Raw genomic sequence first — 25,468 nt, 5'->3', positions numbered from 1 at the left:
AAACCTGAAACCTGAAACCTGAAACCTGAAACCTGAAACCTGAAACCTGAAACCTGAAACCTGAAACCTGAAACCTGAAACCTGAAACCTGAAACAAAAATTAACCCAAAATAAAAAACCGCAACTCTTTGTAGGAATTGCGGTTTCTAGGTATAAAAAATGGTTGGTTAATAGCGATATTTTTTTTTACAATGATATATCTTTAATTTTAAACTAAAAAACATCCCTGTAACAAAAACAACTTTTGATGTTAACTATTTAACATCACGGGCATTACCAACATTGTAACAGATTCGCCTTCTTCTAAACCATCAACAGGAGTAAGGATTCCGGCTCTGTTTGGTAATGACATTTCTAACATAATCATGTCAGATTGTAAGTTCGTCAGCATTTCTGTTAAGAAACGTGAGTTAAAACCGATTTGCAAGTCATCACCTTGATAATCACAAGTTAATCTCTCTTCGGCTTTGTTTGAGTAATCGATATCTTCTGCTGAAACATTTAATTCTGCTCCGGCAATTTTTAAACGAATTTGGTGTGTTGTTTTGTTTGAGAAAATCGCAACACGACGAACTGAACTTAAAAATAAAGAACGATCGATCATTAATTTGTTTGGATTTTCTTTTGGAATTACCGCTTCGTAATTTGGATATTTTCCATCAATTAAACGACACATTAAGATATAATTGTCAAATGAGAAAGTCGCATTTGAATCGTTGTATTCAATTTTTACTTCTGCATCAGAAGAACCTAAAATACTTTTTAAAATGTTTAAAGGTTTTTTTGGCATAATAAAATCTGCAACCTGAGATGCTTTTACATCTGTACGTGCATATTTTACCAATTTATGAGCGTCTGTAGCTACGAAAATTAATCCTTCTGGAGAGAACTGAAAAAATACTCCAGACATTACCGGACGTAAATCATCATTACCAGCAGCAAAAATAGTTTTACTTACTGCAGTTGCCAAAACTTCTGCAGGAACTAAAGTTACAGACGGATCTTCTAGATGTACTGCTTTTGGAAATTCTTCTCCTGCAGCGTATGCTAATGCATATTTCCCTGAGTTTGAACTAATTTCAACAGTATTATTATCTTCAACAGTAAAAGTTAAAGGCTGTTCTGGAAATGTTTTTAAAATTTCAAGTAAAAGTTTAGCAGGCACAGCCACACTTCCTTTACTTTTAGAATCGATTGATAATGAGGCAGACATTGTAGTTTCAAGATCAGATGCTGAAACTGTTAATTCATCATTGTTTAGTTCAAATAAAAAGTTGTCTAAAATAGGCAACGTGTTATTACTGTTGATTACACTACCTAAAACCTGTAATTGTTTTAATAAGTACGAACTCGATACTATAAATTTCATCTCTTTTGTTTTATTTTTTGAGGTATACTCAGCAAATTAAGGCTAAATATACAGATTACAAATATATCGTAAACTATCTAAAGTATTACAATTTTTTTATTAACATCTATTTGCTATACTTCTTTTTTCTTATAAAAGTAAATACCAATCCGAAAACCAATAAAATAAGAATTGGAAGTCCGATAGTTATGAATTGCGTTGTAGTGTAATTGGCATAAACTTTTTCTTTATCCAATAATGGAAGCTCTACATCTTTACTTCTAATGTTAATAAGTCCGGTATCGTCAAGAAGATAATTGATGCAGTTCATCATAAAATCTTTGTTGTCGTAAAGATTTCCCGTACGCTGATCGTAGCCTAATTCTACTGGCATCATGTTTTTGTCTAACTGATTTTTGGCTAAATCTCCATCAGAAATAACAATCATTTTATTTGGTTTTCCTTTTGCCTGAAATGCATTTTCTTTGAATGGTAAAACACGATTTTCAAAAGCAGAATGGAAAGAACCTTCTAATAAAACCGAAAGCGGAATATTCCCTTTATTTAAATAATCCTGTGGTGAAGTTTTTTCGGTTACAATATTCAAATTGATTTCTGCCGGACTTCCAATTGTTCTGGAATATTGAGACGATTGCAAAAGAATCGTTTTTTTAATTCCGTTTTTCAAAGTATCAATCGGACTTGCAAAATCAAATTTAATGCCACCTAAATTTTTCACAATTGGGTGCTGGCTTGTTGGGTAAACCTGTGGTGCAAATTTCCAGATAAAATCCTGATACTGCGTTGCACTTCCTTGTTCGCCAGTTGCCAATTTTATAGGGCTTCCTTGTTCGTCTTTTACTAAATCAGGATTAATTCTAAACCCATATTTAAAGAACATATCGTTTAGGTTTAGATCTCTCGGATACGCCAAAGTCGCACCAGACTGATTGTACAAACTGTCCATATCGGCAGCAACCTGATCAATTAACCAAAGCGTTTTACCGCCATTCATAATAAACTGATCTAAAACCTGCTTTTCTTCATCAGAAAAAGTTTCGGTTGGTTTTGATATAATTGCTAAATCGTATTTTTTTAAGGCATCTAAAGTTCCGTTAGGATCTTTTGCAACAGAATCTAAAGTGAATGGGCCAATGTAATAACTTTCGCGAATTTGTCGCAGCATTTTGGCAATGTGAATTTCGTTTAATTCGCCATTTCCTTTAATAATTGCAACTTTCTTCTGTTTGTCTTTGGTAATTTTATTGATAGCATCTGCAATAGAATATTCTAAATGCTGAATCGATCCTTTTACTTTTTGCTCGGTAGAAGCGCCCATTATGTTTTTCAACAAAGGAATATTAACTTCTTTATTATTGTAAACGGCAACAGCCCAAGGAAAAACCATCGCCTGAGATTGTTTTCCTTTATCATCAACCGTAATATTGATTGGTGTAAGTCCTTTTTGAAATAATGATTTTGTTAAGCTTTCGCTTTCGTCTTCGTTCTCTAAAGGATTAACAAATTCAAAAACAATGTTTGGATTGTAAGCTTGAAATTCTTCTAATAATTGTCTGGTTTCTTGTTGTAAACGTCTGAAATCAGCTGGAAGTTCTCCATCCATATAAATCTTAATCGATAATGGATTTTTAACTTGTTTTACAATGTTTAAAGAAGTTTCAGATAAAGTATAACGTTTGTCTTTGGTTAAATCAAAACGATGGAAAAATAAACTTCCCAATACATTTAAAACGATCAGAATGAAAACGGTAATACCTAATGTCTTGATATTTTGTTGAGTAGATGCTTTCATTAGGCTTTAAAAGATTTTAATTTGTAAACGGTAAAAGACAAAAACAAAACTGTGATGCTCAGGAAATAAATAATATCACGAGTATCGATCACGCCTCGGCTCATACTTTTAAAATGATCCTGCATTCCGAATGCAGAAATAATATTAGAAGAATCTGGAATTAATGTAGCTAAGCCCTGAAATCCGAAATAAAAGATAAAACACAAGAAAACAGCAATAATAAAAGCCACAATTTGATTTTCTGAAAGGGTAGAAGTGAAGATGCCAATTGCAGAATAAGAAGCAATTAAAAACAATAATCCAAAATAAGAACCAATTGTGCTTCCCATATCAATATTTCCTTCTGGCGAACCTAAACCAGAAATTACTTTTACATAAATAAAAGTTGGAATTATAGCTAAGATTATCAGCAGAAAAGATCCAAAAAACTTTCCGTTTACGATTTCCCAAACCGATAATGGTTTAGTTAAAAGCAATTCTAGTGTTCCTTGTTTTTTTTCGTCAGAGAAACTTCTCATCGTTACGGCCGGAATAAGGAAAATTAAAATCCACGGCGCTAGAGTAAAGAATGGAGTTAAATCGGCATAACCGGAATTCAAAATATTATAATCTCCTTCAAAAACCCATAAAAATAGTCCGTTGCTGATTAAGAAAATCGCAATGACCAAATAGCCAATAGGAGAGCCAAAAAAGGATTTTATTTCTCTAAAAATGATTGATTTCATTTATGTTTTTGTTTTTTTATTGTTTCAAGTTTCACGTTTCAAGTTGCTTTACTTTGCGAACATTATGTTTTTTTTAATCTAATCTTTGAGCTCTTTGCGGTTAATTCGTTTCTATTTCAGATACTGTAATAACTTGAAACCTGAAACTTTAAACTAAACTAACAATTTTGTCCACACTCCACGCTTCTGGCTTTGCGTTAAATAGTTTTTTTGTAAAAGTCCAGACTGAATCAAACAGTTCAGAATTTCTATAATTTTCCAAATCGGCTTCGGTTTCCCAATAGCTGTAAGTAAAAAATATTTCTTTGTTGTTTTTGTCCTGATATAATTCTAAAAAACGATTTCCTTCGGCATTTCGTATTTTGTGTTTTATGGTTTCAAAATTCTCCAGAAAAGCGGGAATTTTTTCTTCGTGAAAACTCATTTTTACAATTCTGACAAACATGTTTTTAAATTTTAGATTTTAGTCCCGAAGCCTCGGGATAGATTTTAGATTTAAAACCTATAATACGCGGGCAAAAATACCAAATTAGATTGTTCTTTTTATATTTTTTTTTAGTCTTGTTTGTCATCCTGAGGAACGAAGGATCTCCGTAAGGAACTCTACAAAGATTGGGAATATGCTTATGGAGCTGCTTACGGAGATCCTTCGTTCCTCAGGATGACAAACTGTTTGATAAATCAATTGAAAATCTAAAATGGAACTCAAGAAAACTGAATTGTAATCACATCACGATAATTCAACCCCAGCAAACTATTTGCAGAACCTACTTTAGATGGATTACTTCTGAAAATGGCAATTTCCAGAAAACCAGCTTCGTTAAAAATCGCCAGTTTTTCGCCTTCATACGTTTTTATAGGATATTTTTCTGAAGTTGCAATTGCAGAATAATTGGGCAGAATGGTTTTGATATTTTTGGTTTTCATCACAATTTCATACTGACGGCCTTTTGCAGCGTCTAAAAATTGCTGTTTCGAGATATTGGTTACAATGTTTCCGAAATGATCAATATAAATTACATAGCCTTTTAGAGAATTTCCATCGCCCGAAACAACAGCCTGAAGTTCTGTAACTTCTTTTATTTCGTTGATTTCTTTACCAATAACATTAAGTAAACCGCCTTTTGCAATATGGCAGGCTACTTGTATAAAAATATCCATATCAGATGATTCTGCAGGAAAACGATCGTGAATATTGATAGCCACAATTTTCTGTGGTACAATCTTTTGTGTAAGCATACTTAAAATACCATTATCGGCACAAATAAAGTAGTGATCGTTCCATTGCATGGCAATATGCTGGTTCTCTTTATTGCGTTCGATATCGACTCCAATTAAGTGCACCGTTCCTTTTGGAAAACTTAAATAAGAAGCTCCGATTACGTAACTTGCTTCTGCTGTGTTAAATGGATCAATGTCATGCGAAATATCAATAATTACAACTTCTGGAAGTTCTGATAATATCTTACCCTTTAGCGAACCAACAAAGTGGTCTTTTAAGCCGTAATCGGTAGTAAGAGTAATTATTGACATAATTTTGTTTATAACTATTGGTAGTATTTAAATCTAATTTTCATTAAATTTGAGAAATGCAAAGCTAGTAATAGTAAATACAAATTGAAAGAAAGAAAAGACAAATTGTGTTTTTTAAAAAATATTTACCCGACAGCCAATTGATTTAAAAACGATTTTAATTTTAATTTAAAACTAACTCATTTGAACGAAAGAATAATCGAGCTAATAGACATCGCACCAAAAGAGTTTTGGGGCGCTCAGGACAGCCACCTTGAAATAATCAAAAAGTATTATCCGAAGCTTAAAATCGTAGCGCGAGGAACCACTTTGAAGGCATTTGGCGAAAAAGAAGTCTTAGATGAATTCGAAAAAAGATTTCAGAGATTAATGCTTCATTTTACCCGTTACAATAATATTGACGATAATGTAATTGAGCGTGTAATAATGAGCGATAGTCTAGAAGAAAAAAAGATGTACGATCATGACAAAATATTAGTTCATGGTGTTGGCGGTAAGATAATTAAAGCCATGACTCCCAACCAGCAGTTACTGGTAGATACCATCAAAAAAAATGATATGGTATTTGCAGTTGGTCCTGCCGGAACCGGAAAAACGTACACGGGTGTTGCAATGGCTGTTAAGGCACTTAAAGACAAGGAAGTAAAAAGGATCATATTAACACGTCCGGCAGTAGAAGCAGGAGAAAATCTAGGATTTCTACCCGGAGATATGAAAGAAAAACTAGATCCGTATATGCAACCGCTTTATGATGCGCTGCGCGATATGCTGCCAAACGAAAAATTGGAAGATTATATCCTAAAAGGAATTATTCAGATTGCACCGCTGGCTTTTATGCGCGGACGTACGCTTGATAATGCTTTTGTAATTCTGGATGAAGCGCAAAACACAACGCACTCACAAATGAAAATGTTTTTGACCCGTATGGGTAAAAACGCTAAGTTTATGATTACGGGTGATCCAGGACAGGTCGATTTACCACGAAGAACTATTTCTGGTCTTAAAGAAGCGATTTTGGTTCTAAAAGACGTTGACGGAATCGGAATTATTTATCTTGACGATAAAGATATCGTGCGTCACAGATTGGTTAAAAAGGTTATTGATGCTTATAAACAAATAGAAAATCACGATTAATTTTGTGAAATATTTTTTATTTGCCACTCTCGATAGCTATCGGGAGTGGCAAATAAATAAACAATATTCGTTTTATGTTTTTCTTTATTGAAATGCGTAAAACGAATATTTTTTGAAATACTATTGGAAAATGAAAGAACTAGATAATTTTTACGAAAAGCAAGAAGAACCTTTTAAGGAAGTTTTCTTTGCATTAAAAGAAATTATCTTAAAACAAGACAAAGACATCACTAATGTTCTAAAATACGGAATGCCATTTTTTTGTTATAAAGGAAAAATGTTCTGCTATTTATGGGTTCACAAAAAATACAAACAGCCTTATATTGGAATTGTGGAAGGAAAATATTTTGATGAACCTTTTCTAACTCAGGAAGATCGTTCGAGAATGAAAATTATGTTATTTGATTCTGATAAGCATTTGCCAATAGAATCTATTGAAAATATTTTGCAAAAAGCATTAAACTTATACAAAACAGGAAAATAAAAATTATATGGAATCGAAAATTGCTGGAAAACTGAAGCCTTTGGACTACGATCCAGATTATTTTGAAAGTGAACCTTATCCAATTCCATATTTTAATAATAAAAAATTAAAAATTGGGTTTGTTGAAGCTCTATACGAATCATATTTGTCTGGAGCCGACAGAGTTTTAGAAAATTTTTTAAAATTAGATACATCAGAAAAATTTAAGGATTCAAAAATTGTTTATGATTATTATGATGAAGTTTTATTATTTGGATATACAGAGAATCTGAATATTAAAACTGTTGAAGATATTTGGAATTTTGTTTATCCATCTGAAATTATTATTGATTCTGATGAAAATGGAATTTTTTATCTATGTGTTTCTTGTGGATGTATTTGGGAAGAAGAACATGGATTACAATTAGTTTTTAAGGAGGGATTAACGTTGACAAGAGCAAGCGGTCATGATGGTGCATATAGTGATTAAGAATCATATATAGTGATGAAAAGAATTTAACGTAATAGTTAAATAAATAATAAACTTGCTCATTTTTAAGCCTTAGAAATCTTTTCGCTTTGCTCTTCTGAGCTAAAAATCGTAAATTTGCCTATCAAAATACTTGATTATTACTATGACAAAACTCAAAAATATAAAAGTTGTCGTTTCAGATCTTGACGGAACTTTACTCAATCCACAACACAGAATTTCAGATTACACCAAATCAATTTTTCAAGAACTTCACAATCAAAATTATCTTATAGTTGTAGCCACTGGTCGTCATCATCTTGATGCTATGGCAATTATAGAAAAGCTAGAAGTTCCGGTTTATTTAGTGAGTTCCAACGGAGCCAGAATACATTCGCCAAATAAAAAAGAACTTTTTTCTTTTAATTTAGACAGCGATGTCGTAAAAGCAGCTTTAAATGTAGAAATTGATCCAGAAATTACGGTTGTTTTATTTAAAGAAAATGTTTGGCAGACCAATAGAATAAGCGAAAAACTAAATGCTTTTCAGGAAGAATTAAAATACAGACCAGAATTGGTTGATTATAAAGCTTTGCAGGATTTTGGCGCTATCAAAATTTTCTTTTCATGCGATAATCACGAAAAATTGGTAAAATTAAAAGATGCTATTTTGGCTAATTCATCAGAACATCTGCATCATGCATTTAGTCTGCCGACTTGTTTAGAATTTATGGATAAATCTATAGATAAAGCGGTTTCTATTGAAAGAGTATTAGAAAAAGAAGGCTTTACTTTGGCAGAAGCAGTATCTTTTGGAGACGGTTTCAACGATGTTCAAATGTTATCTGTATCCGGAAAAGGATTAATTATGGGCAATGCTCCGGCTTTATTAAAAGAAACACTTCCAAATTTAGAAGTAATTAAAACCAATGCCGAAGATGGTGTTGCAAGATATATTGCTTCAAGAATTTTAGATAAAGAATTCGCAGCCAGTTAATTTATTAAAGCTTTTTAGTTTTTAAAAGAAATATAAAAAAAATCCCTGAAGGCTTTTCTTCAGGGATTTTTTGTTTTTAACATTTTCGGGAATAAGACTTAGCCTAAAAACCTTTTTTTAATTGTTTTCAAAGTGTATTTTTACGATCTCAAATACTACAATTATGACAAAAAACATTTTTATTGTTGCTTTTTTAGTTTTTTCTATATCAGGAAATAGCCAAAGCCTTAAGTTAGAAGAAATTATGAAAGGTGAATCTTTTATTGGAAATCAACCTACAGATGGACGCTGGTCTTTGGACGGAAAAAAAGTATATTTTGAATGGAATCCGAAAGATGAGTGGGGAACAAGTACTTATTTTTGGCAGAAAGGAATGGTAAAACCAGAAGCTGCATCTCCAGAAGAAGCTGCTTTTTCTCATTTTGATTTTAAAGTTAAACCGGGATCAGATATTGCTTATTACATTAATAAAGGAGGTTTGTATTCTTATTCTATTCAATCAAAAGCAATTAAAAAAATCTTTCAGCAAGCTGCACCAATTTCGAATCTGCAATTTGGAAGCGAATCTGGAATATTGTTTTTTGAGCAAAACGAAAATATCTTCAAATACAACGCAAAAGAAGGTACTGTTGTACAAATTACAAATTTTACTAAAGGAGTAAAAAAAGATTCAAAATCTGAAAACGATTCTTTCTTAAATACACAACAAACAGAATTATTTCAATTTATTAGAGATAAAGAGTCAAAAAAACAATGGAATTTAGCGAAAAGCAAAGCTGTAAAATCTGATTTTGCCAAAAGCTATTTTTATGGAAATGATGAGTTCGTGAGTTTAAAAGCAAATCCAAACGGAAATTTTGCCACTTTTAGCTTAATAGAACCTTCTGAGGTTAAAAAAGAAAAAATGGAAGTTTTTATTACAGCCGATGGTTATAATCAAACTCCGGAGACAAAAGAAAAAGTTTCGGTAAAGAATTTTGTAAAAACGCGTTTCGGAATTTATTCTGTTGCTAAAGATTCTGTTTACTACGTTAATTTTTCGACTTTAAGCCACATTCAGGATAATCCAAAATATTTTGAATTGTATGACAATTTAAAAAACAAACCAAAAGCAGATAAACTAATTGTTGCGCAGGCACCAGTTTACAACGAAAACGGTACGTTTGGAATTGTAGAAATTAGAAGTCAGGACAATAAGGACAGATGGCTGGTAAGTCTAAATCTTGAAAAAGGAACTTTTGAAGAAATTGAATATCAGCACGATGATGCCTGGATTGCCGGACCTGGAATTCCGTCGTATCCATTTTCTTCTGGAAATTTAGAATTTTTAGCAGACAACGAAACGATTTATTTCCAATCTGAAGCTACAGGATATTCTCATTTGTACACTTACAATTTAAAAACGAAAAAGAAAACCCAGCTTACAAGCGGTAAATGGGAAGTTCGTGATGTGGTTTTGTCTAAAGATAAAAAGACATTTTATTTAACGACAAATACAACGCATCCGGGAAACAGAACTTTCTATAAATTAAATCCTGCTGATGGAGTTTTACAGCCAATAATTACCAAAGATGGAGCAAGTGAAGTTGTTTTGTCTCCAGACGAAAAAACACTTTTAGTTCGTTATTCGTATAAAAATATTCCTTGGGATTTTTATGTTGCTGAGAATAAAAAGAATACCACTTTACAGCAAATTTCTTCTTCAACAACAGAAAGTTTTAAAAAATACCAATGGAGAGAACCTCAGGTTATTACTTTTAAAGCGCAGGACGGAACTCCTGTAAATGCGAGATTGTACACGCCAAAAACAGAAAATGCAAATAAAGCAGCTGTAATTTTTGTACATGGTGCTGGATATTTGCAAAATGCTCATAATTACTGGAGTAACTACTACAGAGAATATATGTTTCATAACCTGTTGACTGATTTAGGATACACAGTTTTGGATATTGATTATAGAGGAAGTGACGGTTACGGTCGTGATTTTAGAACTGGAATTTACCGTTTTATGGGTGGAAAAGATTTATCGGATCACATTGATGGTAAAAAATATTTGGTTGATAATCTGGGTATTGATGCTAATAGAGTAGGTATCTACGGAGGTTCTTATGGAGGATTTATTACTTTGATGGGAATGTTGACTACTCCAGGAGAATTTGCTTCGGGCGCTGCTTTGCGTTCTGTAACAGACTGGGCACATTATAATCACGGATATACAGGTAACATTTTGAATTTTCCGGAAACAGATCCGGAAGCTTACAAAAAAAGTTCACCGATTTATTATGCGGATAACTTAAAAGGAAATCTGGTAATGCTGCACGGAATGGTTGACGATAATGTAGAATACAAAGATATTGTACGTTTGTCGCAGCGTTTTATAGAATTGCAGAAAAAGAATTGGAGTCTTGCTTCTTTCCCTGTAGAATCTCACGGATTTAAAGAAACCTATTCTTGGATTGACGAATATGGCAGAATTTTAAATTTGTTTAATTCGACACTTTTGAAATAGTTTTTCTAGTTTTAATTTTAAGTCTCAACATAACTTTGTCAAAGTTTTAAACTTTGACAAAGTTTTTTGCTTTAAAGCAGAAGTGGGATTGAAAACTATAAATTAAAATTTCTTTTTCGTTACAAATAAGTCTAAATTTGCATTCATAAAAAAACAACACACTATCAAAATGAGCAATACAATTACAACTACAGATTTTAATTTTCCGAATCAGAAATCAGTTTACCGTGGCAAAGTGAGAGAAGTTTACAACATAAACGACGATCTTTTGGTAATGGTGGCAACAGACAGACTTTCGGCTTTTGATGTAGTTTTACCAAAAGGAATTCCGTACAAAGGGCAGATTTTAAATCAGATTGCTACAAAATTTATGGAATTGACTCAGGATATTGTTCCAAACTGGTTAATTGCAACTCCAGATCCAAACGTTGCTGTTGGACATTTATGTGATCCTTTTAAAGTAGAAATGGTTATTCGCGGGTATGTTTCAGGACACGCAGCGAGAGAATATGCTTTAGGAAAAAGACAAATCTGCGGTGTAACAATGGCTGAAGGATTAAAAGAAAATGATAAATTTCCTGAACCAATTATCACGCCGACAACAAAAGCAGACAACGGATCTCATGACGAAGATATTTCTCGTGAAGATATCTTGTCTAAAGGAATTGTTACAGAAGAAGATTATTTAATCTTAGAAAAATATACTCGTGCTTTATTTCAAAGAGGAACTGAAATTGCAGCTTCTCGCGGTTTAATTTTGGTAGATACAAAATATGAATTTGGAAAAACAAAAGACGGTGTTATCGTTTTGATTGATGAAATTCATACACCGGATTCTTCTCGTTATTTTTATGCTGATGGATATGCAGAAAGACAAGAAAAAGGCGAGGAGCAAAAACAATTGTCTAAAGAATTTGTACGCCGCTGGTTGATCGAAAATGGTTTTCAAGGTCAGGAAGGACAACAAATTCCAGATATGACAGATGCTTATATCGAGTCTGTTTCTGAAAGATATATTGAGTTGTACGAGAATATCTTAGGAGAAAAATTCGTAAAAGCTGATATTGACAATATTGACCAACGTATTGATAAAAACGTATTAGAATATCTTGCTTCTAAATAGTAATTTTCGGGTTTAAACTAACTGCTTAAACCATGAACTTTATTTCCAATAAAAAAAATGTCCTGTTATCTGTATTTATGATAACAGGACATTTTCTTTTTGCGCAGATTGATAAAAACGCGACAAAAGAAACTCAGAATTTATATCAAAATCTTAAAACAATTTCAAAAAAACATATATTGTTCGGACACCAGCATGCGCTCGAATACGGTCACGGCTGGTCTAATGAGCTCAATCGTTCGGATGTAAAATCGGTTACAGGATCGCATCCAGCAGTTGTTGGAATAGATTTTAGCGGTTTTTCTGGACATTCAAAAGAAGAAATAGAAAAGACAAAAGAAGTTTTAAAAAAGAACGTTATTGCTACTTACGAACGTGGCGGTATTACAACTGTTTCCTGGCATTTTAATAATCCAGCTTCTGAAGGTGGTTTTTATTGGAAAGATTCTATTTCTAAACCTGCAATGGCTTTGATAAAACAGGGTGGTTCTTATCACGAACAATACAAAGAAATTTTAAAAACGATTGCCGATTTTGCTCATTCTGTAAAAGCAAAAGATGGCACTTTGGCTCCAATGATTTTTAGACCGTATCACGAATTTGACGGAAATTGGTTTTGGTGGGGAAAGAAATTTACTTCTCGTGAAGATTTTATTGCCGTTTGGCAGTTTACAGTTTCGTATTTAAGAGATACTTTGGGTGTGCACAATTTTATTTATGCTTTTTCGCCAGATTGCCAATTTATAAACCAAACAGAATATTTGGAACGTTATCCAGGTGATGATTTTGTAGATATGTTTGGTATGGATGATTACGCAGATTTTGGAAGAGACGGAAAATATAATCTGGAAGCTGGACTTAAAAAACTTAAAATAATCTCTGATACGGCAATAGAAAAGAAAAAATTAGCAGCTTTTACAGAAACCGGTTTAGAATCTATTCCGAATGCCTCTTGGTGGACAGAAACTTTACTTAAAACTTTAAAGTCTGAAAAGTTAGAATTAGCTTATGTTTTAGTTTGGCGAAACGACACAACAAGTCCTACGCATTTTTATGCTCCATTTCCGGGACAATTGAGCGTGCCAGATTTTATGAAGTTTTATGATGATCCTTATACTTTGTTTGAAAAGGATTTACAGCATATTTATAGTAAGAAATTCAGTTTAAAATAAAACTAAAGCGCAATTCTAATAACAGAATTGCGCTTTTAAATTTATTCTTGTTCTTCCATTTTTGATTTTAAATTATCAAGACCTTTTTGCAGGTCATTTCCAATCATCTGATCCATTTTAAGCATTGGCATCATAATATTGGTCGGATACGGAATAACGCCGCTGATTCCCCATTTTACTTTGGTTTGATTTCCTGAAACTTTGTCCGTAGACATAAAACCTATTGCAGTATCTTCCATTGGTTTTTTGAAACGCAGGGAAAAATCTATACGTTTACCTTCTGTAATTTTGGTAATTTCCTGCTCGCCGACACCAACTTCTTTTACGTCGCTTTGCCAGGCAGAGATTGCGCCGACAGAACCGTCTGTTCCTTTCATGGTCGATTTCATTTTCGGATCCATGTTTGCCCAGACGCTAAATTCGTTTTGGTTTTTGAGGTATCTCACATAATTAAAAACGCTGTCGGCAGGTTTATTTATGGTTATTTCTCTTTCTACAGCATATTCTTTTGGCATAAAGTATGCGGCTATCAATACGACTGCAATGATTAAAATCAAGATGATCAGAATTTTTTTGATGACTCCCATAATTTTTTGGTTTTAAGGTTAATTGTTTGATTTTGTATGAATTAATTAAAATTGAATACGTTGTAATCTTCCTTTATTTTTTATTTGATTTAAATTCTTTCATCATTAAATATGATTTCAGAAATTAAGACAAACCCATTTGTGCAGAATCAAAAGAACTATTTAAGAACACATTTTAGTTCTAATCGTATAGTAAAGTTAAAAAAGTATTGCTTGAAACTACGTTTATTTCAACTTTTTGATTTTTTTTTCAATTTAGGTGCAACTTATTTTGAGTTTTAGCGTCTATAATATAAAACCAAAACTGTTAAAACATAATATCTATATAAGTATGGCTTAAAAAAGGAAAAAATTTAAAAATCATCATCATCAATCAATTAACAAACAATCATCATGAAAAAATCAATCATTATTTTAGGAGCTATTTTAGTGTCTGTAAATGCGGCAACAGCTTCTAATCAGAAATTAGTAACGAAAAATACAATCGAGTTTTCCGTTAATCCAAATCCACCTTTACATATTGCAATTAGTAAAGGAGATCTCGAAAGCGTTAAAAAATTCATTCAATATGGCGCAGACGTCAACAAAATTTCGAAAGATATGTCGCCCTTAATGGTTGCGGCGCGTTACAACAAATGTGAAATCATTATGATTTTATTAGCAAATGGAGCGAAGCCTTCTATAAAGAATGAAAAAGGTTTTACTGCTTTTAATTATGCAGAATTTTCTAAAGCTGCAGATTGTATTGCTATTTTAAAAGATATGAAATAGCGATTTAAAGAATTTTGAATCAATGTTTTAACGGCCTTCTTAATTGAAGGTCGTTTTTTATTTATAAATAAATGCATTGCTTAGAATATTTGCTTTAAAGTATTTGTTATCAGGTTATTATGTAAACTACAGTAAAATAAGGGCTTGACAATTAATTGGATAAATACAATATATTATGCAGTTAATCTTTATTAATTTTTTTTTGAATAAAGTGTAACATTATCGGTTTATGCTCGTCTATTATAAAAGCAAATAAGGATTTGATAATATTAATAGATGTTGTTTCAAGTTTTATTAAGTTTATGTTAAGAAATAGTTAAAACATAGTACCTTGTAATGCATAATACAAAAAATCGAATTACATTTGCTTAGAAATTAAAAATCATTAAAAATCATCATCAATCATTTAACAACAATCATCATGAAAAAATCAGTAATTATTTTAGGAGTAGCTTTAGTAGCTTTTGCAAATGTTTCAATGGCAGCAAACCATTTAAATGTAGAAAACCCAATCGTGGTTACAACTTATGTATCATCACCATTAAACGTTGCTATTAGCAAAGGAGATGTAGAAAGTGTGAAAAAATTTATCGAATACGGAGCTGATGTTAATAAAATCTCAGAAAACATGTCACCTTTAATGGTTGCAGCACGTTATAACAAAGTTGAAATTATCAAAATTTTATTGGCCAACGGAGCTAACGCTGGAGATAAAAATGAAAAAGGTTTTACAGCATTAAAATACGCAGAACTTTCTAGAGCTGAAGAATCAATCGCAATTTTGAAAGATTTGAAATAAAAGTTTTTAAAAGTTTTGAGTTAGTAAGTTAGTATAGAAACGGCCTTTCTGAGCAGAAGGCCGTTTTTTTATTTTAGAATGTTAGCTGGAACAGAATCTTTACGCTCTTTGCAGTTATAACAACAAAAAAAGCACCATTATAAATAATGATGCTTCTTCTTGACAATATCAAAGTAATTTAACCAAAAATTCTAAAACGTGTTATTCTATCGGTTCGTGTTTTTTACGGTTGAATACCCAAAACAGAATTGGGAAAACCAATAACGTTAAAACCGTTGCTGTAATTAATCCACCAATAATTACAATTGCCAAAGGTTTTTGCGATTCAGAACCAATTCCTGTAGAAATTGCAGCCGGCATTAAACCGATTGATGCCATCAGTGCTGTCATTACAACGGCTCTTGTTCTGGCTTTTACCCCCATAAAAATAGATTCTTCAAGCGTGAATTTAGCTTTAAGATTATGATGAAATTCGGAAATCAGGATTACTCCGTTCTGAATACAAATTCCTAATAAAGCTATAAAACCAACTCCAGCTGAGATTCCAAAATTCATTCTTGTAATATGTAATGCGATAATTCCACCGATAATTGCGAACGGAACATTTGCTAAAACCAATAAAGAATCTTTAATATTTCCGAATAAAATAAACAGCAAAACAAATATTCCGATTAAACTTATGGGTACAACTTGTGCCAAACGTGCGCTGGCACGAACTTGATTTTCAAATTCTCCAGTCCAGCCTGTGGTGTAACCTGCAGGAAGTTTCATTTTGTCAACTTTTGCCTGAGCTTCGGCGATTGTGCTTCCTAAATCTCGATCGCGAACAGAGAATTTAACTCCGATAAAACGTTTTGTATTATCTCTGTAAATAAACGCTGGACCTGTAATGGTTTTAATATCACAGATTTCCTTTAATGGAATTTTGATACCGCTTATGGTTGGCACTTTTATTTCGGCTAAATCTTTTTCGTCTTTTCTGTATTCTTTAGAAAAACGAACTCTAACATCAAATTTCTTTTCATCTTCGTATTTCTCCGTTGCTGTTTTTCCTCCAAAGGCAAGTTCCAAAACAGCTTGTGCATCACTTAAAGTTACTCCGTAAGCCGCCATTTTTTCTCTGTCCAGAATAACACTAATTTCTGGCTGACCAACATTTCTAAGAATCCCGGCATCTTTTATTCCTGGAATATTTTTAATTTCTGCTAAAACCTTATTAGCGAGGTCATCAAGTTTATTTAGATCATCACCATAAATTTTCACAGCGTTTGACGCCTTAAATCCTGCAACAGATTCGGCTACGTTGTCAATTACGGGCTGCGAATAATTATAAGTAATTCCTTGGTGAACCTTCAATTTTTCATCCATTTCATTAATCAAATCATCCATAGAGATTTTTCGAGTCCATTCTGATTTTGGTTTCAAATCAACTTGTAGTTGAATAAACCCAAAACCATTAGGGTCAGTTCCGTCATTGCTTCGTCCTGTTTGCGACAATACATTTTTTACCTCAGGAAAAGTTTCCAGATCTTTTCTAATCATTGCTGCTGTTTTTACACTTTCAGGAAGTGAAGTACTCATTGGCAATTCTGCCGTTACCCACAAAGCTCCTTCGTTTAATTGCGGTAAAAACTCAGTTCCCAGAAAAGTAGCCGAAAAGAAAACCGTTGCCAATAAGGCGATTGAAGCAATTAATGTTTTGGTTTTATGTTTAAATGTCCAGGCAAAACCTTTGCTTACAATTCTGTCCCAAAAGTTTACAAACGGATTATTTTTTTCTTTTACATTTTTATTTAAAAGAATATGCGATAAAACCGGCACCAAAGTCAAAGTAAAAATTAACGCTCCCATTAAGGCAAAACCCAAAGTAAAGGCTAGGGGAGAGAACATTTTTCCTTCTACTTTCTGGAAGGAGAAAATGGGTAATAAAGCCGTGATGATGATTAATTTAGAAAAGAAAATAGCTTTACCCATTTCTGTTCCTGTTTTCTTAATCAAACTTCCTTTTGCAATTTTATTATACGCCGTCATTCCTAATTGATGCGCTCGATGATCTAAAACCACAAATAATCCTTCGACCATAACCACCGCACCATCAATAATAATCCCAAAATCGACTGCACCTAAACTTAACAAGTTGGCGCTCATTCCCATCATTTTAAGACATAAGAATGCAAATAGTAAGGATAACGGAATTACGATGGAAACGGTAAATGTTGTTCGCCAATCGGCCATAAAAAGAAATACGACACAGGTTACTAGAATTATACCTTCAAATAAATTGTGCATAACTGTTTCGGTCGTAAAATTCATCAAATTATCACGATCGTAAAAAGTTTCTATTTTAATGTCTTTAGGAAGAACATTATCATTTAAATCTTTGATCTTGGCTTTAATTAAAGCAAGTGTTTCCTGCGGATTTTCTCCTTTACGCATTACAACAATTCCTTCTACCGCATCATCATTTTTTCCTAATCCCGTTTGTCCAACTCTAGGCATCGAGCTTTCGTAAACATCTGCAACATTTTTTACTAAAATTGGATTTCCGGCTGCATCATCTACAATAATATTTCCGATATCTTCGGGAGTTTTTAATAAACCAACACCTCTAACTACAAACGCTTGTCCGTTTTTTTCGATAACATCACCACCAACATTTAAGTTTCCGGCATTTACAGCATTATAAACCTGAAGTGGTGTAATGTTGTATTTTGCTAATTTTATAGGATCAACTCCAACTTCATAGGTTTTGGTTTGACCTCCAAATACGTTTAAATCTGCTACACCAGGAAGTGCGCGCAATTGTTTGTCAATAACCCAGTTTTGATAAGTAAGCAATTCACGGCTGTCTCTGCTGTCACTTTTTACAATATATCTAAAAATCTCCCCCGTAGGCCCATAAGGAGGCTGAACATCGGGTTCAACATCATCTGGCAGCGAAACATTTTTTAATAAATTATTTACCTGAAAACGTGCAAAAGTATCATCTACACCATCATCAAAAATAATTTTGATAACCGATAAACCAAACATCGTAATACTGCGAACGCTGGTTTTTTTCTGTACAGAGTTCATCGAAATCTCGATCGGAGAAGTTACAAATCGCTCCACTTCCTCAGCACTTTTTCCGTTCCACTGTGTAATGATAATAATTTGTGTATTCGTTACATCCGGAAATGCATCAATCGGCATATTTTTAAAGGAAATAAATCCTGCAACAGCCAGTAAACCTACCCAAAAGAAGGTAAATGCTTTATTCTTAAGCGAAAAAGCAATAATGTTTTTTATGAATTTGTTCATGTCTTAGTTGTTTAAAGCACTGTAAATAAACAATTGGTTATTGGTAATAACTTTTTCATTTTCTTTCAATCCGCTTGAGATATAAGTAACGTCACCAACTACTCTGTAAACTTCAACTTGTCTGGTTTCTATGTTGTTACGATCTTTAAAAACTACTACATAATTTTTACTTTTATCAAAAACTATCGCTTTACTAGGTACGGCTATCATAGATTGATTTACTTCGTTAAAAGACAATTTAATATTCGCATTCATATCTGGTTTTAACAAATAACCGGGGTTGCTTAATTTAATACGTGCCTGCATCGCTTTTGTTTCCGGATCGATCACGTTATAGATTTTGTCTACTTTTCCATTAAAGGTTTTATCAGGATAACTTAAAGTAGTTACGGCAGCAGCAGTTCCTAATTTTACTTTATTAATATCAATTTCATTAATATTAGCCATTGCCCAAACTTCACTGATTTCGGCAATATCAAAAATATTTTCAGAACGGTCGTTTCTTAAAAGCATATCCTGATTGATACTTTTCTGAATGATAAATCCGCTGATAGGAGCCGTTACTTCATAAATAGAACCAGCTTTAATATTATAAATTTTATACGTTTCCTGAACTTTGCTTAATTGAGACTGTGCTTTATTTACTTCAGATTTTGCCTGTAATACATCACTTTCAGAATTTAATTTTCCGTCAAATAATTCTTGGGCAACCTTAAGTCCGTTTTTTGCAACCAATAAATCATTTTTAGCATCAATAGCTTGTTTTTCAAAATCAGCAACATCGGTACTTTTTATAGTTGCCAGAACTTGCCCTTTTTTTACATAATCGCCAAGTTCCACATTTACTTTCATAACATTTCCTCCAACAAGCGGATAAACATCAATCATTTTATTGTTATCGGCTGTGATTTTACCGTAAAAACTCAACTCATTTTTTACAGGCTCTGTTTGTGCTGGCACTGTAGTTGTTGTTTTTAGCATATCATCACTTAATACAAATGAAGTATTAGTATCAGGATTTTCAACTTCCTTTTTACAGCTTGTGATCGATAGACTCACAATCGCAATTCCTATAATTAGTGTATGTTTCATTTGTATTTAGTTTTAAAATAAGTCTTTATTAATTGTACTATTGAGTTCTTCAGCAGAAAGCACTACTTTTTTCTTTAGTTCATTTACTTGAATCGTAGCTTGATTGTAACTTTCCATAAAATCAGTAAATTCTAGAATACTAATATTTCGTTTCTGGAAATTGGTTAAGATTCCATTATAAACCGCTTCAAAATCTGAATTTACAGTAGGTTTTATTACGGTGTAGTTTTTTCGTGATTCGTCCCATTTTGTCCAAGCTGATGTAATTTCTGTTTGTAGCTGCAGTTCAAAATTTTGCTTTTCTACCTTTGACTGCTCTAAAATAGTCTGGGCATATTTGATGTTTCCTTTGTTTTTGTTCCAAAGCGGTAAAGGAATTCCAAGCGTTAAATTTGCTTCTTTATTAAAAGCCCCGCTTCGTTGATCGTAATTAGCGCCTACAGTAATATCAGGAACAGAAAGTGATTTTTGCCATTTTACATTCAGTTCATTCGCATCTATTTCTTTTTGTTTGGCCAAATAATCAGGACGATTGGCTATTGCATCAGCTTCAAATGTTTTTAAATCCAAGGCTATCGTTTTAAGATATTTTTCAAATTCTTCTTTTGATACTTCGGGAACAACATTTTCAGTTTCGTTTAATAGCAGTTTTAGGTTGGCTTGTTCCTCAATATTGTCATTTACAACTTCCATTCTTTCATTTTTAAAATTCAGATAAAGAGATTGTAAACGCACAACATCTTTTAAAGGAATATTTCCTTTTTGCGCCTGAATAGAATAGGAATTAATCAAATCCTCAAGATGAGCAAGCTGTTTGTCTGTCGTTTCAAGATTTTTAGTGTTGTAATAAACCGTATAAAAACTTTTGCGTAATTGTAGTTTTAATGTCCTCAGCACATCATTAAATTGCAACTCAGCTAATTGTTCATTTGCTTGAGCAAGCTTTACTTCATTGCGTTTTTTTCCTCCCAAATAAATTAACTGCTCAATTCCAAAAGCTTTTTGTCCCTGAGTTCCAATATCAAAATATTTGTTTCCTTCAGGATTGTAAGCATTCAATTCTGCCGTAATAGTTGGATTGTCCCAAATTTTGGCTTGCATTGTCATTGCTTTTGATGCATCAATATTGTATTGAGAGGCAAGTAAAAAAAGATTCTTCTTTAAAAATTGAGCTTCACAGTCTTGTAGAGTGACTGTTTTTTGAGCCATTGCACCCTGAGTAATCAGTGCTAATAGTAGTAATGCAAATAACTTTTTCATTGTATCATTTTTTAATTTGTTACAAATATGCTATCGACAGACTTTAAGACACCTTAAATTCTACCTTAAAAATAGCTTAAAATTGCTTACAAATTAAAAAATAACTGAAATAAATTCGTGTTAATATTTGATACCGAGTATTTTATAGTTGCTTTGTGAAGTGTTAAAATACGCTGAACAATTCTTAAACCAAGACCAAAACCCGAGGTTCCTTTAGAATTTTTACCACGCATAAAGGGCTGAAAAAGATTTTTCTGTTCTTCGTCACTCAAAGTATTTCCGGTGTTAGAAACCGAAATAATTAGATTCTCATCATCAGAACTTATTATGACTTTCGCCTGTTTATTGTCTGAATAAACACAGGCATTTTTTAGAACATTGCTCAAAGCAATTTCCAGTAAATTTTTATTTCCTTTTATCTCTAAAGCTGTATCCAGATTTTCGTTTTCTTCAATTTCAAATAAAATAACAAAATCAGGAAAGCTTTTATTTAGATTTTCAATGGCAGAAAACAGAATTTCATCCATGCGATGCACCTCGTTGTTTTCCTGCTTTTTATTATCAATTTTAGATAAAATCAACAGCGAATTAATTAATTCAGTCAATTGATTTACATCTGATAAAATAGTATTTAAGAATGTCTTATTTTCTGGATTTGTTTTAGAATCTGCAACAGCATTTTCTATCTGAGAAGTCATTCGCGAAAGCGGTGTTCTAAGTTCGTGAGAAGCGTGAGCCGTAAATTCTTTTTGTTTTTGATACGAAATCTCGATCCGGTCCATCATAAAATTAAATTCATTGGCGATCAAATCAATTTCATTTTTACCACTTTCCGTTTCAATACGAGTATCCAGATTATTCTCGTTTATATTTTTTATTTTTTGATGAAAGGAACTCAAAGGATTCATTAGTTTCTTGACCGTAAAAGAAGTTACAATCCAGCAAACACAAGTAAAGAAGATGTACGATATAATTAAGGTATATCTAAGAAAAAGCAATTTCTTTTTTCCATAATCATCCGTTGCAGAAATCAAAGCATAAAAGTCACGGTCTTTTGTATCGTAAAAAACGCCGTAAACTTCATAATCGCCTTGTTGTTTAAAGAAGGTTTTATTTTTCTTTAAATATTTTAAATCATCAATAGACCAATTTATTTTAGCATCATCAATACTGCTGTAAATCAGTTTGTAATTAGAATCAAAAACCAAAGTTTTCTCATCATATAATTTATTGATAGAATTTTGATCAATAATCTTCAAAAGCTGATTATCAATCTGCTTAACATTTACCAAAAGTTTAATGTTAGAAAGCGCCTTTATTTCCAGTCGATCCCGAAATTCTTCCTTTCTATAATTAGAATATAAAATGAATATCACAGTAGAAGCCAACCCAAATAGGATTGTAAAAAGTAAACTTACTAAAAGAGATATTCGATTTTTTAAAGTCATTCCTGATCGCTCAAATAATATCCGTAACCCACTTTGGTTCGGATAAGTTTAATTTCGTGGTCTTTGTCAATTTTCTTTCTCAGGAAATTAATATAAACCTCAATTGTATTTTGATTCGTTTCAATATGATAATCCCAAAGTTTTTCGGCAATAAATTGTTTCGATAGTACTTTTCCTCTGGCGTGAGCCAAAATTAAAATCAGTTTAAACTCTTTTGGTGTCAGTTTTATTTCTTCGCCTGCGCGAAAAACTTTCATATCTTCTTCCTGAATTTCTAAATCCTGAATGATAATTTTCTTTTCGCTTTGCTGCGGAATATCTTTTCGCCTTAATAAAGAAGAAGCGCGGGCATATAATTCTTCAAAATGAAAAGGTTTTACCAAATAGTCATCTGCGCCATTATCAAAAGAAGCCAGTTTATCTTCAATTTCGCTAAAAGCCGTTAACATTATTATAGGTGTCTTTTTATCGTTTTCACGAATGCCCTTGCAAACCTCAATTCCTGTTGTTCCCGGAACATTTATATCCAGAATAATTAAATCATATTCGTATGGAAGATATTTTTTTAATAATAAAGAACCATCATAATAAGGAAAACACTCAAATTCTTTTGAAGTAAAGAATGCTGAGATTTCTTTAGATAAAGTAAAATCGTCTTCCAGTAATAATATTTTCATGCTTTTTTTATTAGTCGGTTTGGTTCTTTAATGAATTTCATCAAAGACCCAAACCGACGTTTTAATTCTTCTTATTTAAAATAAGAAAAAGTTTCATTGTTTTCGATTTTCAATAATGACTCATAAATCAATTTGATCACATTTTCGACATCATCTCTATGAACCATTTCAACCGTTGTATGCATGTAACGCAACGGAAGCGAAATCAATGCAGAAGCTACACCGCCATTACTATAAGCAAAAGCATCAGTATCTGTACCCGTAGCGCGAGAAGTCGCATGACGTTGAAACGGAATTTTATTTTCGACAGCTGTATCAACAATTAAGTCACGAAGATTATTTTGAACAGCTGGAGCGTAAGCAATAACAGGGCCTTTACCCATTTTAAGATCACCTTCTACCTTTTTATCAATCATAGGTGTTGTAGTGTCGTGGCAAACATCAGTAACAATAGCAACATTAGGTTTGATAGTCTGCGCAATCATTTCGGCACCACGAAGACCAATTTCTTCCTGAACAGAGTTTACAATGTACAAGCCAAAAGGTAGTTCTTTTTTATTTTCTTTTAATAAACGAGCCACTTCAGCAATCATAAAACCACCCATGCGGTTGTCAATAGCGCGACAAACAAATTTGTCTTCATTCAAAATCATAAATTCATCAGGATAGGTAATCACGCAGCCTACATGTACACCAAGAGCTTCAACTTGTTCTTTTGTTTCGCATCCCAAATCAATAAAAATATTGCTCAGTTTCGGAATTTCTTCTTTATCACGCAAACGTGTATGAATTGCCGGCCAGCCGAAAACACCTTTTACAATTCCTTTTTTAGTATGAATATGAACTCTTTTAGAAGGCGCAATCTGATGATCAGAACCACCATTACGTATTACATATAGTAAACCATCTTCTGTGATATAGTTTACATACCAGGAAATTTCATCTGCGTGACCTTCAATAACCACTTTAAAAGGGGCGTCAGGATTAATAACCCCAACAGCAGTGCCGTAAGTATCTGTAATAAAAGTGTCAACATATGGTTTTAGATAATTCATCCAAAGCTTTTGGCCTTCGCTTTCGTAACCAGTAGGAGAGGCATTATTAAGGTAGCTTTCCAAGAAAGCGATAGAAGTATCTTTTAAGATAGAATTTGTGCTCATAAAAATATTTTTGCGCTAATTTATAAATTTGGTATTAGAGTTGTATATAAATATATAATTTTACACTTAAATTATGACTCCATGAGACTAACCAGCTTTGTTTTATTTTTTATTTTGATTTCTTTTACAAGTCAAGCCCAAGTAACTCCTAAAGATAATAAGGAAATGGGATATGTATTAACCGAAAATGATTCCATTTTAAACGATACAGTTCAATTACCAGAAATTATTATCTCGAAAGTAAAACTAGATCCCGAAGCACAAAAACAATTTTTGATTCTTCAGAATAGAGTTTACAAAACATATCCTTATGCAAAACTAGCCTCAGATAGACTAACAGGTTTAAATCAGGGAATGGCCAGATTAAAAACCAATCGTGAAAAGAAAAAATATTTCAAGATAGTAGAAGATTACCTTAATAATGAATTCGAAGACAGACTTAAAAAACTATCACGAAAACAAGGTCAAATTCTGGTAAAGCTAATCCACAGACAAACCGGAATTACAACCTATGAGTTAATACGAACATTAAAAAGTGGTTTCAAAGCATTTGTATCCAATACAACAGCCAATTTATTTGACATAAGTCTAAAAACCGAATATAAACCCTACGAAGATAACGAAGACTATCTAATAGAAACCATATTAGTAAGAGCATTTGAATCTGGAAGATTAGTAAATCAAAAACCTGCAAATCCTGTAAATTATGATGACTTAACAGAAAAGTGGGAACAAAAAGCAAAAGTACTTAGTAAAAACTAAATTACACCTTAATATATAACCCGGCAGTTTCAAACTGTCGGGTTTATTTTTTTTAGTACCTTATATATAAAGGAGTAAATTATTGGAATTTGTAATTTAAACAATTGGAATTTAAGAAAGATAAGGAGCTTAATCCTGCTGTCCTTCCAATCTTTTGTGGCGAACCCCGCCCCAAAAGGATTTTCCCTCCCATCAGGGCTAGGGCATAGGTTTTCAAGAGAGTCATTTGTGTTTTATTTAAAGAAAGGAGAGAGATGAAACTTAAAAGAAACATCATTTCAAAAATAACTTTTGCGTCTCTGCGCCTTTGCGAGACTAAATAATCC

General features: G+C 32.6%; 23 protein-coding genes. 10 read left to right on the top strand and 13 right to left on the bottom strand.

Features of this window, described 5'->3' with window-relative positions; all coding sequences use genetic code 11:
- Positions 1–250: 250 nt before the first annotated feature.
- The 5 genes from dnaN to EV144_RS23865 all read right to left on the bottom strand — a co-directional run bounded on the left by dnaN (position 251) and on the right by EV144_RS23865 (position 5,419).
- Positions 251–1,369, bottom strand: coding sequence for a DNA polymerase III subunit beta (dnaN, locus tag EV144_RS23885; RefSeq protein ID WP_134151652.1), 1,119 nt, complete (start codon positions 1,367–1,369; stop codon positions 251–253).
- 106 nt (positions 1,370–1,475) lie between these two features.
- Complete coding sequence (gene gldG, locus EV144_RS23880) at positions 1,476–3,161, bottom strand: gliding motility-associated ABC transporter substrate-binding protein GldG (protein ID WP_134151651.1); 1,686 nt, start codon at positions 3,159–3,161, stop codon at positions 1,476–1,478.
- The gene (gldF, locus tag EV144_RS23875; RefSeq protein WP_134151650.1) at positions 3,161–3,886 is read right to left on the bottom strand and encodes a gliding motility-associated ABC transporter permease subunit GldF; all 726 of its coding nucleotides are present in this window, start codon (positions 3,884–3,886) and stop codon (positions 3,161–3,163) included. Before gldF ends, gldG begins: the two co-directional genes overlap by 1 nt.
- A 148-nt stretch (positions 3,887–4,034) precedes the next feature.
- Complete coding sequence (locus EV144_RS23870) at positions 4,035–4,331, bottom strand: putative quinol monooxygenase (RefSeq protein WP_134151649.1); 297 nt, start codon at positions 4,329–4,331, stop codon at positions 4,035–4,037.
- A gap of 260 nt (positions 4,332–4,591) precedes the next feature.
- The gene (locus tag EV144_RS23865; RefSeq protein ID WP_134151648.1) at positions 4,592–5,419 is read right to left on the bottom strand and encodes an S-adenosyl-l-methionine hydroxide adenosyltransferase family protein; all 828 of its coding nucleotides are present in this window, start codon (positions 5,417–5,419) and stop codon (positions 4,592–4,594) included.
- A gap of 183 nt (positions 5,420–5,602) precedes the next feature.
- Between EV144_RS23865 and EV144_RS23860 the strand changes: the two genes are divergently transcribed.
- The 7 genes from EV144_RS23860 (at position 5,603) to EV144_RS23830 (ending at position 13,286) form a co-directional block, all read left to right on the top strand.
- Positions 5,603–6,553, top strand: a complete 951-nt coding sequence (locus tag EV144_RS23860; protein WP_134151647.1) for a PhoH family protein — start codon at positions 5,603–5,605, stop codon at positions 6,551–6,553.
- Positions 6,554–6,683: 130 nt separating this feature from the next.
- Entirely contained in the window at positions 6,684–7,037 is a 354-nt protein-coding gene (locus EV144_RS23855) for a DUF1801 domain-containing protein (protein ID WP_134151646.1), read from the top strand.
- Positions 7,038–7,044: 7 nt separating this feature from the next.
- Complete coding sequence (locus EV144_RS23850) at positions 7,045–7,506, top strand: DUF6985 domain-containing protein (protein ID WP_134151645.1); 462 nt, start codon at positions 7,045–7,047, stop codon at positions 7,504–7,506.
- Between the two features lie 145 nt (positions 7,507–7,651).
- Positions 7,652–8,482, top strand: coding sequence for a Cof-type HAD-IIB family hydrolase (locus EV144_RS23845; RefSeq protein WP_134151644.1), 831 nt, complete (start codon positions 7,652–7,654; stop codon positions 8,480–8,482).
- 163 nt (positions 8,483–8,645) lie between these two features.
- Complete coding sequence (locus EV144_RS23840; protein WP_134151643.1) at positions 8,646–10,991, top strand: S9 family peptidase; 2,346 nt, start codon at positions 8,646–8,648, stop codon at positions 10,989–10,991.
- Positions 10,992–11,160: 169 nt separating this feature from the next.
- Positions 11,161–12,114 (top strand): phosphoribosylaminoimidazolesuccinocarboxamide synthase, encoded by a 954-nt coding sequence (locus EV144_RS23835; protein ID WP_134151642.1) that lies wholly within the window; start codon positions 11,161–11,163, stop codon positions 12,112–12,114.
- Between the two features lie 32 nt (positions 12,115–12,146).
- Positions 12,147–13,286 (top strand): glycoside hydrolase family 26 protein, encoded by a 1,140-nt coding sequence (locus EV144_RS23830; protein ID WP_134151641.1) that lies wholly within the window; start codon positions 12,147–12,149, stop codon positions 13,284–13,286.
- Positions 13,287–13,327: 41 nt separating this feature from the next.
- On the opposite strand, the gene EV144_RS23825 is transcribed toward EV144_RS23830, so the two are convergent.
- Positions 13,328–13,873, bottom strand: coding sequence for an SRPBCC family protein (locus EV144_RS23825; RefSeq protein ID WP_134151640.1), 546 nt, complete (start codon positions 13,871–13,873; stop codon positions 13,328–13,330).
- 393 nt (positions 13,874–14,266) lie between these two features.
- On the opposite strand from EV144_RS23825, the gene EV144_RS23820 reads away from it, so the two are divergent.
- Together EV144_RS23820 and EV144_RS23815 are read left to right on the top strand one after the other, a co-directional pair.
- Positions 14,267–14,644: an ankyrin repeat domain-containing protein gene (locus tag EV144_RS23820; RefSeq protein ID WP_134151639.1), complete on the top strand. Its 378-nt coding sequence runs from the start codon at positions 14,267–14,269 to the stop codon at positions 14,642–14,644.
- Between the two features lie 421 nt (positions 14,645–15,065).
- The gene (locus tag EV144_RS23815) at positions 15,066–15,443 is read left to right on the top strand and encodes an ankyrin repeat domain-containing protein (RefSeq protein ID WP_134151638.1); all 378 of its coding nucleotides are present in this window, start codon (positions 15,066–15,068) and stop codon (positions 15,441–15,443) included.
- Between the two features lie 201 nt (positions 15,444–15,644).
- On the opposite strand, the gene EV144_RS23810 is transcribed toward EV144_RS23815, so the two are convergent.
- The 6 genes from EV144_RS23810 to EV144_RS23785 all read right to left on the bottom strand — a co-directional run bounded on the left by EV144_RS23810 (position 15,645) and on the right by EV144_RS23785 (position 24,380).
- On the bottom strand, positions 15,645–18,743 hold the full coding sequence (locus tag EV144_RS23810; RefSeq protein ID WP_134151637.1) for an efflux RND transporter permease subunit: 3,099 nt from the start codon (positions 18,741–18,743) through the stop codon (positions 15,645–15,647).
- Positions 18,744–18,746: 3 nt separating this feature from the next.
- On the bottom strand, positions 18,747–19,835 hold the full coding sequence (locus tag EV144_RS23805) for an efflux RND transporter periplasmic adaptor subunit (protein WP_134151636.1): 1,089 nt from the start codon (positions 19,833–19,835) through the stop codon (positions 18,747–18,749).
- 12 nt (positions 19,836–19,847) lie between these two features.
- Entirely contained in the window at positions 19,848–21,095 is a 1,248-nt protein-coding gene (locus tag EV144_RS23800; RefSeq protein ID WP_134151635.1) for a TolC family protein, read from the bottom strand.
- Positions 21,096–21,181: 86 nt separating this feature from the next.
- The gene (locus EV144_RS23795) at positions 21,182–22,543 is read right to left on the bottom strand and encodes a sensor histidine kinase (RefSeq protein ID WP_134151634.1); all 1,362 of its coding nucleotides are present in this window, start codon (positions 22,541–22,543) and stop codon (positions 21,182–21,184) included.
- Positions 22,540–23,220 carry a response regulator transcription factor gene (locus EV144_RS23790; RefSeq protein WP_134151633.1) on the bottom strand — a complete coding sequence of 227 codons (681 nt, stop codon included), beginning with the start codon at positions 23,218–23,220 and terminating at the stop codon, positions 22,540–22,542. Before EV144_RS23790 ends, EV144_RS23795 begins: the two co-directional genes overlap by 4 nt.
- Positions 23,221–23,291: 71 nt before the next feature.
- Complete coding sequence (locus EV144_RS23785; protein ID WP_134151632.1) at positions 23,292–24,380, bottom strand: M42 family metallopeptidase; 1,089 nt, start codon at positions 24,378–24,380, stop codon at positions 23,292–23,294.
- An 81-nt stretch (positions 24,381–24,461) separates the two neighbouring features.
- Between EV144_RS23785 and EV144_RS23780 the strand changes: the two genes are divergently transcribed.
- The gene (locus EV144_RS23780; RefSeq protein WP_134151631.1) at positions 24,462–25,142 is read left to right on the top strand and encodes a DUF4294 domain-containing protein; all 681 of its coding nucleotides are present in this window, start codon (positions 24,462–24,464) and stop codon (positions 25,140–25,142) included.
- Positions 25,143–25,221: 79 nt separating this feature from the next.
- Here the strand turns inward: EV144_RS23780 and EV144_RS24300 are convergent.
- The coding region (locus EV144_RS24300) for a hypothetical protein (protein WP_208326879.1) at positions 25,222–25,468 on the bottom strand (247 nt) is incomplete at its 5' end.

Source organism: Flavobacterium sp. 270 (assembly GCF_004368785.1).
Lineage (GTDB): Bacteria > Bacteroidota > Bacteroidia > Flavobacteriales > Flavobacteriaceae > Flavobacterium.
This window is presented reverse-complemented; position numbering and strand designations above follow the sequence as displayed.

Excerpts from the sequence above, each read along its gene's own strand:
- dnaN (WP_134151652.1), bottom strand. The coding sequence starts at position 1,369 with ATGAAATTTATAGTATCGAGTTCGTACTTATTAAAACAATTACAGGTT.
- gldG (WP_134151651.1), bottom strand. The coding sequence starts at position 3,161 with ATGAAAGCATCTACTCAACAAAATATCAAGACATTAGGTATTACCGTT.
- gldF (WP_134151650.1), bottom strand. The coding sequence starts at position 3,886 with ATGAAATCAATCATTTTTAGAGAAATAAAATCCTTTTTTGGCTCTCCT.
- EV144_RS23870 (WP_134151649.1), bottom strand. The coding sequence starts at position 4,331 with ATGTTTGTCAGAATTGTAAAAATGAGTTTTCACGAAGAAAAAATTCCC.
- EV144_RS23865 (WP_134151648.1), bottom strand. The coding sequence starts at position 5,419 with ATGTCAATAATTACTCTTACTACCGATTACGGCTTAAAAGACCACTTT.
- EV144_RS23855 (WP_134151646.1), top strand. The coding sequence starts at position 6,684 with ATGAAAGAACTAGATAATTTTTACGAAAAGCAAGAAGAACCTTTTAAG.
- EV144_RS23850 (WP_134151645.1), top strand. The coding sequence starts at position 7,045 with ATGGAATCGAAAATTGCTGGAAAACTGAAGCCTTTGGACTACGATCCA.
- EV144_RS23845 (WP_134151644.1), top strand. The coding sequence starts at position 7,652 with ATGACAAAACTCAAAAATATAAAAGTTGTCGTTTCAGATCTTGACGGA.
- EV144_RS23840 (WP_134151643.1), top strand. The coding sequence starts at position 8,646 with ATGACAAAAAACATTTTTATTGTTGCTTTTTTAGTTTTTTCTATATCA.
- EV144_RS23835 (WP_134151642.1), top strand. The coding sequence starts at position 11,161 with ATGAGCAATACAATTACAACTACAGATTTTAATTTTCCGAATCAGAAA.
- EV144_RS23830 (WP_134151641.1), top strand. The coding sequence starts at position 12,147 with ATGAACTTTATTTCCAATAAAAAAAATGTCCTGTTATCTGTATTTATG.
- EV144_RS23825 (WP_134151640.1), bottom strand. The coding sequence starts at position 13,873 with ATGGGAGTCATCAAAAAAATTCTGATCATCTTGATTTTAATCATTGCA.
- EV144_RS23820 (WP_134151639.1), top strand. The coding sequence starts at position 14,267 with ATGAAAAAATCAATCATTATTTTAGGAGCTATTTTAGTGTCTGTAAAT.
- EV144_RS23815 (WP_134151638.1), top strand. The coding sequence starts at position 15,066 with ATGAAAAAATCAGTAATTATTTTAGGAGTAGCTTTAGTAGCTTTTGCA.
- EV144_RS23810 (WP_134151637.1), bottom strand. The coding sequence starts at position 18,743 with ATGAACAAATTCATAAAAAACATTATTGCTTTTTCGCTTAAGAATAAA.
- EV144_RS23805 (WP_134151636.1), bottom strand. The coding sequence starts at position 19,835 with ATGAAACATACACTAATTATAGGAATTGCGATTGTGAGTCTATCGATC.
- EV144_RS23800 (WP_134151635.1), bottom strand. The coding sequence starts at position 21,095 with ATGAAAAAGTTATTTGCATTACTACTATTAGCACTGATTACTCAGGGT.
- EV144_RS23795 (WP_134151634.1), bottom strand. The coding sequence starts at position 22,543 with ATGACTTTAAAAAATCGAATATCTCTTTTAGTAAGTTTACTTTTTACA.
- EV144_RS23790 (WP_134151633.1), bottom strand. The coding sequence starts at position 23,220 with ATGAAAATATTATTACTGGAAGACGATTTTACTTTATCTAAAGAAATC.
- EV144_RS23785 (WP_134151632.1), bottom strand. The coding sequence starts at position 24,380 with ATGAGCACAAATTCTATCTTAAAAGATACTTCTATCGCTTTCTTGGAA.
- EV144_RS23780 (WP_134151631.1), top strand. The coding sequence starts at position 24,462 with ATGAGACTAACCAGCTTTGTTTTATTTTTTATTTTGATTTCTTTTACA.